This window comes from Thiohalocapsa marina, assembly GCF_008632335.1.
In the GTDB taxonomy this organism is placed as follows: Bacteria; Pseudomonadota; Gammaproteobacteria; order Chromatiales; family Chromatiaceae; genus Thiohalocapsa; species Thiohalocapsa marina.
The window spans coordinates 1-11,475 of record NZ_VWXX01000058.1; the positions used below are offsets into that span (position 1 = coordinate 1).

General features: G+C 68.6%; 8 protein-coding genes. 4 read left to right on the forward strand and 4 right to left on the reverse strand.

What is annotated here, in order from left to right; translation table 11 throughout:
- Positions 1–74: 74 nt before the first annotated feature.
- The 3 genes from ychF to F2Q65_RS18670 all read right to left on the reverse strand — a co-directional run bounded on the left by ychF (position 75) and on the right by F2Q65_RS18670 (position 3,932).
- Positions 75–1,166 (reverse strand): redox-regulated ATPase YchF, encoded by a 1,092-nt coding sequence (gene ychF / locus F2Q65_RS18660; RefSeq protein WP_150094908.1) that lies wholly within the window; start codon positions 1,164–1,166, stop codon positions 75–77.
- Between the two features lie 223 nt (positions 1,167–1,389).
- Positions 1,390–2,346 (reverse strand): EamA family transporter, encoded by a 957-nt coding sequence (locus tag F2Q65_RS18665; RefSeq protein WP_150094909.1) that lies wholly within the window; start codon positions 2,344–2,346, stop codon positions 1,390–1,392.
- 95 nt (positions 2,347–2,441) lie between these two features.
- Positions 2,442–3,932, reverse strand: a complete 1,491-nt coding sequence (locus tag F2Q65_RS18670; protein WP_150094910.1) for a mannose-1-phosphate guanylyltransferase/mannose-6-phosphate isomerase — start codon at positions 3,930–3,932, stop codon at positions 2,442–2,444.
- Between the two features lie 215 nt (positions 3,933–4,147).
- On the opposite strand from F2Q65_RS18670, the gene purD reads away from it, so the two are divergent.
- Positions 4,148–5,431 carry a phosphoribosylamine--glycine ligase gene (gene purD, locus F2Q65_RS18675; RefSeq protein ID WP_150094911.1) on the forward strand — a complete coding sequence of 428 codons (1,284 nt, stop codon included), beginning with the start codon at positions 4,148–4,150 and terminating at the stop codon, positions 5,429–5,431.
- On the opposite strand, the gene F2Q65_RS18680 is transcribed toward purD, so the two are convergent.
- Complete coding sequence (locus tag F2Q65_RS18680) at positions 5,428–6,426, reverse strand: aminoglycoside phosphotransferase family protein (RefSeq protein WP_246156377.1); 999 nt, start codon at positions 6,424–6,426, stop codon at positions 5,428–5,430. The genes purD and F2Q65_RS18680 overlap by 4 nt on opposite strands.
- A 208-nt stretch (positions 6,427–6,634) precedes the next feature.
- On the opposite strand from F2Q65_RS18680, the gene F2Q65_RS18685 reads away from it, so the two are divergent.
- From F2Q65_RS18685 to pdxA, 3 genes are read left to right on the forward strand one after another with little or no spacing between them, the layout of a single operon-like run.
- Complete coding sequence (locus tag F2Q65_RS18685) at positions 6,635–8,995, forward strand: LPS-assembly protein LptD (protein WP_150094912.1); 2,361 nt, start codon at positions 6,635–6,637, stop codon at positions 8,993–8,995.
- Complete coding sequence (locus F2Q65_RS18690; RefSeq protein ID WP_150094913.1) at positions 8,976–10,340, forward strand: peptidylprolyl isomerase; 1,365 nt, start codon at positions 8,976–8,978, stop codon at positions 10,338–10,340. The genes F2Q65_RS18685 and F2Q65_RS18690 overlap by 20 nt, the downstream gene beginning before the upstream one ends.
- 42 nt (positions 10,341–10,382) lie before the next feature.
- The gene (pdxA, locus tag F2Q65_RS18695) at positions 10,383–11,372 is read left to right on the forward strand and encodes a 4-hydroxythreonine-4-phosphate dehydrogenase PdxA (RefSeq protein ID WP_150094914.1); all 990 of its coding nucleotides are present in this window, start codon (positions 10,383–10,385) and stop codon (positions 11,370–11,372) included.
- The last annotated feature ends 103 nt before the right edge of the window (positions 11,373–11,475 follow it).

Sequence of the window (11,475 nt, forward strand, 5' to 3'; positions counted from 1 at the left end):
GTTGTGGCCTGTGGCGGATGCGCTTCGCTTATCCGCCCTACCGTGCATCCGTGTAGGTTATTTCTGAATCGTGCCTAAACGTTGAAGCGGAAGTGGATCACGTCGCCGTCCTTGACGATGTAGTCCTTGCCCTCGCTGCGCAGCTTGCCGGCCTCCTTGGCGCCCTGCTCGCCCTTGCAGGCGACGAAGTCGTCGTAGGCGATGACCTCGGCGCGGATGAATCCGCGCTCGAAGTCGGTATGGATCACGCTGGCGGCCCGGGGTGCGGTTGCACCCCTGGGGATGGTCCAGGCCCGGGCCTCCTTGGGACCGACGGTGAAGTAGGTGTCCAGCCCGAGCAGTTCGTAGCCGGCACGCACCACGCGGTTCAGGCCCGGCTCATCCAGCCCCAGGTCGGCCAGGAATTCCGCGCGCTCGGCCTCGTCGAGCTCGACGATCTCCGATTCGATGGCGGCGCACACCGGCACGACAATGGCCCCCTCCGCCTCGGCATGGGCGCGGATCCGGTCCAGCAGCGGATTGTTCTCGAAGCCGTCCTCGGCGACATTGGCCACGTACATGGTGGGCTTGGCCGTGAGCAGGAACAGCTCCCGCAGCGCCGCGCGCTCCTCGTCCGTCAGCGCCAGCGAGCGCACCGGATGCCCCTGATCCAGATGCGCCGCGACCCGTTCCAGCAGCGCCTTGCGCGCCAGCTGCGTCTTGTCGCCGGTCTTCGACTGCTTGATGGTGCGATCCAGCGCCTTGGAGACGGTCTCCATGTCGGCCAGGGCCAGTTCCGTCTCGATCACCTCGATGTCGCCGATGGGATCGACCCGGCCGGAGACATGCACCACGTCGTCGTTCTCGAAACAGCGCACGACGTGGGCGATGGCATCGGTCTCGCGGATGTTGGCGAGGAACTTGTTGCCCAGCCCCTCGCCGCGGGAGGCACCGGCCACCAGCCCGGCGATGTCGACGAACTGCATGGTGGTCGGGATGATCTGCGCGGACTGGCCGATGGCGGCGATGACATCGAGCCGGGCGTCTGGCAGGGGCACCACGCCGACGTTCGGGTCGATGGTGCAGAAGGGATAGTTCTCCGCCGCGATGCCGGACCTGGTCAAGGCATTGAACAGCGTGGACTTGCCGACGTTGGGCAGTCCGACGATACCGCATTTGAATCCCATGGCTGATCGATCCCCGAGGCACGCGAAACGAAAAACCGGTCACTATAGTCGCTGCGGCGGGCGATGCCAATCATCGCCGCCGGCGCGTCAGCGCGGAGAAAGCCGCCAGCCGCCAGTGATCAGCAAGGTGCATTCGACACAGTCGCCGACGGCGTTGAACCTACTCAAGGTCGCAGACTGGCCCGCTGACCTGGGTCAAGCGGGCTCGAGATGGGCGGGCGGCCTATGCCGTCAGGATGCAGACGACCCCCGCGAGCATCAGGCCGCCGGCCGGGAGTCGGCTGCGCAGCCCGGGCTCGCGGAATAGCAGGGCCCCGTAGAGGATGCCGAACAACAGGCTGGTGCGCTTGACGGCGATCATGTAGGCCACCTCGACATGCGCCAGGGCAAGAAAGTGTGTGTAGACCATCAGCGCGTTCAGTGCCGCGACCACGAGCACGGCGACGGGACGGCGCAAGAGACCGGAGCGCGCCTTGAGCGCGGATGAGGTCGTCGGCTGGCGGATGGATGCCGGGCGCCGGCGCGGGCCACCGAACAGCCGGGCCAGGCCCCGCGGGGCCGGAAGGGCGAGGACCAGCGGCAGGATGATCCCAAGGGACAGGAAGTAGAGGGCGCCGAATTGCTCCGCGGGCACATAGGCCAGGGCGGCCTTGCCCATGGTCGCGGTCAAGGCGTAGACCAGCGCGACGGCCAGCATCAGCCGGGATCCGGGCTCGGAGACCAGCGCGACCAGCGGCGCGCCCCAGCTGCGCCAGTCGCCGAGGCGGGCATGGCGAAGGTTCAGCAGCCAGGCACCGGCCACCACCAGGACCACGCCGACGGCCCCCTGGGCCGGGACCCTCTCCCCCAGGAGCCAGAATGCGACGCCGAGAATGAAGACCGGCGTGAACGCCAGCAGCGGCAGGGTCAGGGACAGCGGATGATCGCGGATGGCGGTCATGTACAGCAGCATGGCCGCGATCTCCAGCGGCCAGAGCAGCAGCATCCAGCCCCAGAAGGCCGGCGGCAGCGCGCCGAGATCCGGCACATCGCGCAGCAGCGGAAGCAGCAGCAGCGCCGTGAGCGTGAAGCGCACCAAGGCCAGCTCGCGAGCCGAATAGTCTTGCAGCCAGGCCTTGGTGGCGGCGTCGGCTGAGGCCAGCGCAAGGGCACAGAGCAGCGACAGGAAGAACCACCCCATGGAAGGGCTTCAGCGGGCGTCGGTCACCGCCATCGGGCCAATGCGGTCAGGGGCCGGCGCCGAGCCCTGGACCGAGCGCTGGTACCTGCATCCGCTCAACCCTTATCGCTGCTGTCGCGGTCGTAGACGTCCTGGTAGCGGACGATGTCTTCCTCGCCCAGATAGCTGCCGGACTGCACCTCGATGATCTCCAGCGGGATCATGCCCGGGTTCTCCAGCCGATGCCGGGAGCCCACGGGGATATAGGTGGACTGGTTCTCCGTCAGCAGGAAACTGTCGTCGTCACAGGTCACCCGCGCGGTGCCGGAGACCACGATCCAGTGCTCCGCGCGATGGTGGTGCATCTGCAGCGACAACGACTCGCCGGGGTTCACCGTCAGGCGCTTGACCTGATAACGGCTGCCCTGGCCGATGGACTCGAAGGCGCCCCAGGGCCGATGCACGCGCTGGTGATGGCGGTGCTCCTTGCGCTGGGCCTCGTGCAGGAAGGTGGTCACGGCCTTGACGTCCTGGGCCCGGTCCTTCCTTGCCACCAGCACGGCGTCCGGCGTCTCGACAATGATCAGGTCGTTGACGCCGACGGCGGCCACCATGCGCTGCTGGGCAATGACCAGGTTGTTGGCGGCATCATGCACGAAGGCGTCGCCCTCCAGCACGTTGCCCGCCTCGTCCTGCTCTCGCACCTCCCACAGGGCCGACCAGGCGCCGACGTCGGACCAGCCCACGTCCAGCGGCAGCACCACCGCGGGGTGCTCGGCATCGGCTCCCTCACCCGACAGGCCTTCCATCACGGCGTAGTCGATGGAATCCGCCGGGCAGGCACGGAACTGCTCTGCATCCAGGCGCATGAATTCGCCGTCGCGGCGCCCTCCGGCGATCGCACGCCGTACCGCGGCGAAGATGTCGCCGCGGAAGCGTTCGATCAGGCGCAGCCAGACCGACGCGCGCAGCATGAAGATGCCGCTGTTCCACAGGTACTCGCCGCTGGCCAGGTAGTCGTCCGCGGTAGCGCGGTCCGGCTTCTCCACGAAGGCCTGCAGGCGGAACGCCCGTCCCTGCAGGCCCTCGTGCGCCAGCGGCGCGCCCTGGCGGATGTAGCCGTAACCCGTCTCCGGCTGATTCGGCACCACGCCGAAGGTGATCACCGCCCCCTGCTCCGCCAGCAGGCAGCCGTCCGCCACGGCGGCGCGGAACCCTGCCTCGTTGACGATGACATGGTCAGCGGGCATCACCAGCAGCACCGGGTCGGCACCCTGCTCCGTCGCGGTCAGGGCCGCCAGCGTCAGTGCCGGCGCGGTGTTGCGCCCGGCGGGTTCCAGCAGGATGGCCGCTGCCCGGCGCTCCAGCAACCGCAACTGCTCCGCCACCAGAAAGCGGTGCGTCTCGTTGCAGACCACGATGGGCTCCAGCACATGCAGCCCCTGGCGCGGGTGCTCGTCCGCCAATCCGTCCAGCCGCCGCACGGTCTCCTGCAGCATGGTGTGGTGACTGGTCAGCGGCAGAAACTGTTTCGGGTAGGCCTCGCGCGAGAGCGGCCACAGGCGCGTTCCGGAACCGCCTGAGAGGATGACGGGCTGTAGTGACATGGAGACCCCCTGGAGTATCAGTTTCGATGCAGGACGCTGGGGAGGTGCTGATTTACTGGCCTCCCTGATCCGAATCCTGGCCAGCAGTCAGCATTTCTCTGGACGAGTATACCGTTTCCTGACGACACGACGGTGTTCGCGGTTTGCGGAACGGGCGGCATTTCAGGATCATAGCCGTCTCTGCTTCCAACTGTATCCCCAACTGGTGTAGCCCCATGAAGATCCTGATCGTCGGCAACGGCGGGCGTGAGCATGCGCTGGCCTGGAAGATCGCGCAGTCGCCGCAGGCCGAGCGCGTCTATGTGGCCCCCGGCAACGGCGGCACCGCCACCGAGCCCGGCGTCGAGAACCTGGACATCGCTGCCACCGACATCCCGCGGCTGGTGGAGTTTGCCCGGACTCAGGGGGTGGATCTTTGCATCGTGGGGCCCGAGGCGCCGCTGGTGGCAGGCATCGCCGACGCCTTTGCGGCGGCAGGACTGAGCTGCTTCGGCCCCACCCGCGCAGCGGCACAGCTGGAGGGCTCAAAGGCCTTCGCCAAGGACTTCATGGCCCGCCACGGCATCCCCACCGCCGGCTATCGCGCCTTCACCGATCAGGCCGCCGCACTGGCCTATCTGCAGCAGATCGGCGCGCCGGTGGTGATCAAGGCAGACGGACTGGCCGCCGGCAAGGGCGTGATCCTGGCCGAGGACCTGGCGACGGCGGAGGCGGCGGTGCGCGACATGCTTGGCGCCGGGCGCTTCGGCAGCGCCGGCAGCCGCGTGGTGATCGAATCCTTCCTGCGCGGCGAGGAGGTCAGCTTCATCGCCATGGTGGACGGCGAGCATATCCTGCCGCTGGCCTCGTCGCAGGACCACAAGGCCCGCGACGACGGCGATCGCGGCCCCAACACCGGCGGCATGGGGGCCTATTCGCCGGCGCCCGTGGTCACGCCGGAACTGCACCAGCGCATCATGGCCGAGGTCATGCAGCCGACGGTGGCCGGGCTCGCCGCCGACGGCATCCCCTATGTCGGCTTTCTCTACGCCGGGCTCATGATCGACGCTGACGGCACGCCGCAGGTGCTGGAGTACAACTGCCGCCTCGGCGACCCGGAGACCCAGCCGATCCTGATGCGGCTGCAGTCGGACCTGCTGGAACTCTGCCTGAGCGCCATCCACCGGGGGCTCGGCGACGCCGACGTGCGCTGGAGCCCGCAGGCGGCCCTGGGCGTGGTGCTGGCCGCCGGCGGCTACCCCGGCGACTACGCCACCGGCGACGTCATCAGCGGCCTGGACAGCATCCAGGATCCCCAGGCCAAGGTCTTCCACGCCGGCACCCGGCTCAGCGAGGGCCAGATCCTCACCAGCGGCGGGCGGGTACTGTGCGCGACCGCCCTGGGCAATGACGTGGCCGAGGCCCAGCGTCGCGCCTACGATACCGTGGCCAGGATCGGCTTCGACCGTGCCTACTGGCGCAAGGACATCGGCCACAAGGCCGTGGGGCGGGAAACCTAAGCCTCAATGGCCGGCAGCCGCGGCAGCACACGCTGTTGCAGAAAGCCGGCCAGCGGGGCGAGTTCCGGATAGTCCGCTCCGAGGGCGGTCAGATAGCCCAGGGTGCGCGGCAGGTGGCGCAGGTAGTCAGGCCGGCCATCGCGCCGGGACAGGCGGACGAAGATGCCCGCGGCCTTCAGGTGGCGCTGGACGCCCATGAGGTCGAACCAGCGCAGAAAGCGCGACTCGTGCGCCGGGGTCAGCACGCCGGACTGGACCGCCAGGTTGAAATGCCCCCAGGCCCAGTCCAGCACCCGCCGCCGGGGCCAGTCGACGTAGCAATCCTTGAGCAACGACACCAGGTCGTAGGTCACCGGACCGCTGACGGCGTCCTGGAAATCGAGGATGCCGGGGTTGCCGGAGGCGCAGTGCATCAGGTTGCGGCTGTGGAAGTCACGATGCACGCAGACCTGCGGCTGCTCCAGGGCGTTGTCGATGAGTCGCGCGTACAACGTATCGAGCATGGCCCGTTCGGCCGGGGTGACGCCTGCTCCGGGCAGGACCGCCGCGAGCAGCCAGTCGTCGAAGAGGGCGAGTTCCCGGCGCAGAAAGGCGGCGTCGTAGTCCGGCAGGCCATCAGTGGGCGCCACCGCCTGCAGCGTGATCAGGGCGCCGATGGCGTCGCCGTACAGGCGGTCGGCAGTGTCGGCAGTCAGCGCGTCCAGGTATTGCCGCTGCCCGAGATCGCTGACCAGCAGGAACCCGTTCGCGCTGTCCTGGGCCAGGATGGCGGGCACGTTCAGACCGATGGCGCGCAGGGTTGAGGCCAGGCGGACGAACGCGGCGTTGTTCTCGGTTTCTGGCGGGGCGTCCACCGCGATGAGCGAGGTCCCGTCGTGGCTCAGCCGCCAGTAGCGCCGGAAGCTGGCATCGGCGGATGCCGCCGTCATTGAGGGCGCGACGCCACCCAGAACCGATGCCAGCCAGGCCTGCAGCAATGCGTGACGTTCCGACAAGCTCGCGCCCTCCGCGCACCGGTCATGTTCGAGACTTCAGTTTTCGCGGCTTCGACCGCGTCCGGCCATTGTATCCCTGCCTGCGCTTCGCGTCCTTGCAGTCCGCCTGCAGGCGCCGGCAGACCGCCCGGTGATTGATGCCCGAGCGCAAATGTGCGACCTTGTGCCGCTATCCCGTGGCCCCTGAGGAACCGGCCTCGCAACTGCCGTGCGTTATCTTCATCGACTCATCGGACTCACCGGCGGTGGCCTGCTGCTCTGCAGCGCCGCCATGGCAGCCGACACGCCCGGCCAGAGCGCCGCCGACAACCCGGCAGAAACGCCGGCAGGCAGCCCGCCAGACAGCCTGGCAGACAGTCCACCAGGCCCGCGCTGGATCGAGCCCGATGCCGGCCGTCTCGACCTGGGCCTGGGCTGGGAATTCTGCGGACCGCGCCCGTCGCGCCTGGGACCAGCGCCTGCACCGGATCTGCCAACGCCGACCACGCCCATCGATTTCGAGGCAGGCGGCATCAGCTACCTGCTGGACAGCGAGGTCATCGAAGCCACCGGCGGCGTTAACGTGGCCCGCGCCGGGCAGCGGGTGGAGGCCTACCGCGCCCGCTTCGATCGCATCAACGGCGACCTGGCCACCTTCGGCACCACCTTTCTGGAGTATCCCGGGGTGCGCATCCTGGGCCAGGACGCGCAGCTCAACCTGGCCAGCGACACGGGCCGCATCAACGACGCGCGCTACCGCTTCAGCGGCACGACCAACCTGCGCGGCCATGCCGACGTGGCCTATGTGGACAACCCGCAACGCTCTCGGTACGACAACATCAGCTACACCAGCTGCCCGCCCGGCAGCAACGCCTGGTCACTGCAGGCGAAGGAACTCACGCTGGACCAGGAGACCGGGCGCGGCATCGCGCGTAACGCCCGCCTGCGCATCCGCGGTGTTCCGGTGCTGTACACCCCCTATCTGGATTTTCCCATCGATGACCGGCGCAAGAGCGGCTTCCTGGTCCCCTCCATCGGCTCGTCGGAAAAGAACGGCTTCGAGCTGACCACGCCCTACTACTGGAACATCGCGCCCAACATGGACGCCACCCTGTCGCCGCGCTACATGAGTCGCCGCGGCCTGATGCTGGGCGGCGAATTTCGCTGGCTGAGCCGCCGCGACAGCGGCACCGTGGCGGCGGAGTTCATGCCCAACGATCAACTCTACGACGAGGGCGATACCCGCGGCGCCTTCAGCATCAACCAGCAGGGCCGGTTCTTCGAGCGCTGGATCACCAACCTGGACTACAGCCAGGTCAGCGACAACGAGTACCTGCAGGACCTGGGCAACACCATCGACACCACCAGCAACCGCCGGCTGCTGCAGAGCGGCTCTGCCACCTATGTGGGCAACGGCTGGTCGTTCCTGACCCGGGTCGAGGCCTACCAGACCATCGATCCCGGCGTCGCGCCGGAGGCCCGTCCCTACGGCCGCCTGCCGCAGCTGCTGCTGACCCTGTCGCCGCGCCGCTTCGGCCCCGGCCTGGTGGGTGGCGCCGAGGTGGAATACAGCCATTTCGACCATAACCACCGCGTCTACGGCGAGCGCTTCGCCTTCAGCCCCAACCTCAGCTGGCCGCTGCGGCGCAGTTACGGCCACCTGATCCCCAGCGTGAACCTGCACCTGACCGAATACGCCCTCACCGACGAGGCCGCCGGCCAGCCGTCGGACCCGGGCCACGCCATACCCAGCTTCGACATCGACGGCAAGCTGGTGTTCGAGCGCCAGCTGGACTGGCTGGGCCAGCCCGCGCTGCAGACCCTGGAGCCGCGGCTGTACTACCTCTACACGCCCTATGCGGATCAGGACGACGCACCGGTCTTCGACAGCTCGGAACTCAACTTCAACTTCTCCAACCTGTTCCGCAGCAACCGTTTCACCGGCCGCGACCGCATCGGCGACGCCAACCAGATCACTGCAGCACTGACCTCGCGCACGCTGCTGTCGTCCACCGGCGACGAGCTGCTGCGGCTCAGCCTGGGGCAGATCTTCTACTTTGCCGACCGCCGCGTGCAGATCAGCGGCGACACCGAGACCTCCGACCGCTCGCCCTACACCGGCGAGCTGTCCGCCCGGCTCTCCGAGCAGTGGGCGGGACGTGCCAGCTTCGAGTGGGATCCGGAGAAGGACGAGGAGCAGTGGCAGCGCCGCACCCTGACCCTGGAATACCGGCATCCGAACAGCGGCCTGCTGAACCTGTCCTACCGCGCCGACGAGACCGCCGCCGAGGCCAACCGCTACGAAGACACCGATCTGTCCTTCCGCCTGCCGTTCGGAGCGCGGGCGGAGGTGGTGGGCCGCTGGCTGTACTCGCTGCGGCACGACGAGACCATGGACGCCTTTGCCGGTGTCGAGTTCGGCGAATGCTGCTGGCGCGTCCGCGTGCTCGGCCGCAAGCTGAAGCGCCAGCCGGACGAGGACGCCAGCAGCTCGGTGATGGTGCAATTCGAACTTGCCGGGCTCAGCACCATCGGCAACCCCATCGGCAAGTTCCTTGAGAGGGAAATCTATGGCTATCAGACCGACTAGCCGGCGCCGGCGACCGCTGCAACCCGCCCCGCTGCCCCGGTTGCTCACCCGGTTGCTGCCGTTGCTGCTGCTGGCGCCTGCACTCTGGCTGCCCGGCGCCGGCATGGCGCAGATCCAGCCGCTGGACCGCATCGTCGCGGTGGTGAACGACGATGTCATCGTGCAGAGCGAACTCGAGGACGAGATCGCGCTGCTGCTGCCGGAGCTGCAGGCCCGCGGTGCGGCCATCCCGTCGCCCGAGATGCTGGAAGAGCAGGTGCTGGAGCGGCTCATCCTCAAGCGCCTTCAGGTGCAACGGGCGGCGCAACTGGGCATCGAGGTGGACGAGACCACCCTGACCGCCGCCATGACCAACATCGCCGCCCGCAACGGCCTGAGCCTGGAACAGCTGCGCGACACCCTGGAGGCGGGCGGGGTCTCGTTCGACGACTTCCGCGAGGACACCCGCATGCAGATCCTGACCTCCCGGCTGCAACAGCAGGAGGTGATCAAGAACATCCGCGTCAGCGACGCCGAGGTGGATCGCTTCATGGAGCAGGAGGGCGACAGCCTGATCGAGCGTCGCGCGGTGCGGCTGCAGCACCTGCTGGTGGCGCTGCCGGATGACCCCAGCGAGGCCCAGGTGGACGCGGCCCGTCGCACCAGCGAGGGCCTGCTGGGCCGCATCCGCGGCGGCGAGTCCTTTGCCGATGTCGCCGCCGCCCATTCCGACGGTCGCCGCGCTCAGGAAGGCGGCGACCTGGGCTGGTTCCCCATGGCCGAGGTGCCGTCACTGGCGCTGGAACCGGCGCAGAGCCTGGCCAGGGGCGCGGTCTCGGAGCCGATCCGCAGCCCCAGCGGCTTCCACCTGATCCGCATCGCCGACATCGAGAGCGACGCGCCGGAGCCGGTGTCGCAAACCCACGCGCGCCACATCCTGATCCGCACCAGCGAAGTGGTCTCGGACACGGATGCCCAGCGCCGGCTGCAGCAACTGCGCCTGCGCATCCTCGGCGGCGACGACTTCTCCACCCTGGCCCGCGCCCACTCCGACGACACCGGCTCGGCCCTGAAGGGCGGCGACCTGGGCTGGGTAAGCCCCGGCGACACGGTGCCCGAGTTCGAGGAAGAGATGGACAAGCTGGCCCCCAACGCCCTGAGCCAGCCGTTCCAGAGCCCGTTCGGCTGGCATCTGGTGCAGGTACTGGAACGACGCCAGCAGGATACCGCCGACTCCCTGCTGCGGCTGAAGGCGGAAGAGGTGCTGCGCGAACGCAAGGGCGAGGAGGCCACCGAGGCCTGGCTGCAGCAGTTGCGCGACGAGGCCTATGTGGAGTTGCGTCTGGACGATGCATCCGCCTACTGAGCCATCCGCCCAGCCATCTTGCCAGCCATCAGGCGTACGACCATGAGCACCCCCCGCATCGCACTCACCGCCGGCGAACCTGCCGGCATCGGCCCGGATCTCTGCGTCATGCTGGCGCAGCAGGCGCACCCTGCGGAGCTGGTCGCCATCTGCGACCCGGCGCTGCTGGCCGAGCGGGCCGAGCAGCTCGGCCTGCCGCTGCAGCTGCAGCCGTTCGACGCCGAGCGGCCAGCGCGACCCCAGCCCGCCGGCAGCCTGCTGGTGGATGCCACCGCCACGCTCAACGCAGAGGTCCTGCCGGGGCGGCTCGATCCCGGCAACGCCGACTATGTGCTCGACACCCTGGCGCTGGCCTGCGACGGCTGTCTCGACGGCCGCTTCGATGCCATGGTCACGGCGCCGGTGCACAAGGGCGTCATCAACGACGCCGGGCTGGCCTTCACCGGTCACACCGAGTTTCTCGCCAACCGCTGCGATGCCACCCCGGTGATGCTGCTGGCGGCGCCTGGTCTGCGGGTGGCGCTGGCCACCACCCACCTGCCGCTGCGGGCGGTGCCGGACGCGGTGACCCCCGAGGTGCTGCAGCGCGTCATCGGCACCCTGGCCCGCGAGCTGCCGTCACGCTTCGGCATTCGGCATCCGCGCATCCTGGTCTGCGGCCTCAACCCCCACGCCGGCGAGGGCGGACACCTGGGACGCGAGGAGATCGATGTCATCGAGCCGGTACTGCACGGCTTCCGTGACGCCGGCGTCGACGTGCGCGGCCCGCTGCCAGCCGACACCGCCTTCGTGCCCGCACGGCTGGCGGAGGCGGATGTGGTACTGGCCATGTACCACGATCAGGGCCTGGCGGTACTCAAGCACCTGGGCTTTGGCCGCGCCGTCAACGTCACCCTTGGACTGCCCATCATCCGCACCTCCGTCGACCACGGCACCGCGCTGGAACTGGCCGGTACCGGCAAGGCCGACGTCGGCAGCCTGAACGCCGCCCTCGAGCTCGCCATGGAGATGGCGCGTTTCGCTCGCCGCTGAAGGCTGCATGCGTCGCGCGCCGGCCTTAGGCACGATTCAGAAATAACCTACACGGATGCACGGTAGGGCGGATAAGCGAAGCGCATCCGCCACAGGCCACAAC

Bases quoted from the DNA above. Each gene is read 5' to 3' on its own strand.
- ychF (WP_150094908.1), bottom strand. From the start codon at position 1,166: ATGGGATTCAAATGCGGTATCGTCGGACTGCCCAACGTCGGCAAGTCC.
- F2Q65_RS18665 (WP_150094909.1), bottom strand. From the start codon at position 2,346: ATGGGGTGGTTCTTCCTGTCGCTGCTCTGTGCCCTTGCGCTGGCCTCA.
- F2Q65_RS18670 (WP_150094910.1), bottom strand. From the start codon at position 3,932: ATGTCACTACAGCCCGTCATCCTCTCAGGCGGTTCCGGAACGCGCCTG.
- purD (WP_150094911.1), top strand. From the start codon at position 4,148: ATGAAGATCCTGATCGTCGGCAACGGCGGGCGTGAGCATGCGCTGGCC.
- F2Q65_RS18690 (WP_150094913.1), top strand. From the start codon at position 8,976: ATGGCTATCAGACCGACTAGCCGGCGCCGGCGACCGCTGCAACCCGCC.
- pdxA (WP_150094914.1), top strand. From the start codon at position 10,383: ATGAGCACCCCCCGCATCGCACTCACCGCCGGCGAACCTGCCGGCATC.